Below are 436 nucleotides of genomic sequence, written 5' to 3' on the forward strand. Positions count from 1 at the left end.
TCCACCAAACGCGGTGCGGGTGCGAGCCAATCGACATGCACCCGACGACTCGAAGCTGTCAAATCATTCATAGATTTCTCCTTCGAGCACTACGTTGAGCTCAATCGACTAGGTCTACTTGAGCAAAGCCAAGCGGAAAAAAACAAAGCCAAGAATCTGCGAAATCTTCAAAAAAAAATCACCAAGATTGCATATCAATCAGAACCGCCGCTACCAGCAACGCCACTTGACTCCGGCGGACAAGCCTTATTCAAAGGGGTGCTCAGTCCTGATGACTTTAGGAACCCATTCCAAAGTAAACAGATACAGGCACGCAATTACTGTCTGTTCTTAGTAATGCTTGAAACACTTGCCAGGCGTGGCGAAGTGGTTCTCATAGAACTCGACGACGTTGACCTTGGTCCCTCACCTACAATACGCATCAAGCGCCCAAGCG

The 436-nt window shown here is 48.6% G+C and carries 1 protein-coding gene; it reads left to right on the top strand.

Features of this window, described 5'->3' with window-relative positions; genetic code table 11:
* A partial coding sequence (locus QWI17_RS01620) for a site-specific integrase (protein ID WP_302720743.1) occupies positions 1–436 on the top strand: 436 nt, incomplete at both ends.

It is taken from the genome of Gilvimarinus gilvus, assembly GCF_030518155.1.
In the GTDB taxonomy this organism is placed as follows: Bacteria; Pseudomonadota; Gammaproteobacteria; order Pseudomonadales; family Cellvibrionaceae; genus Gilvimarinus; species Gilvimarinus gilvus.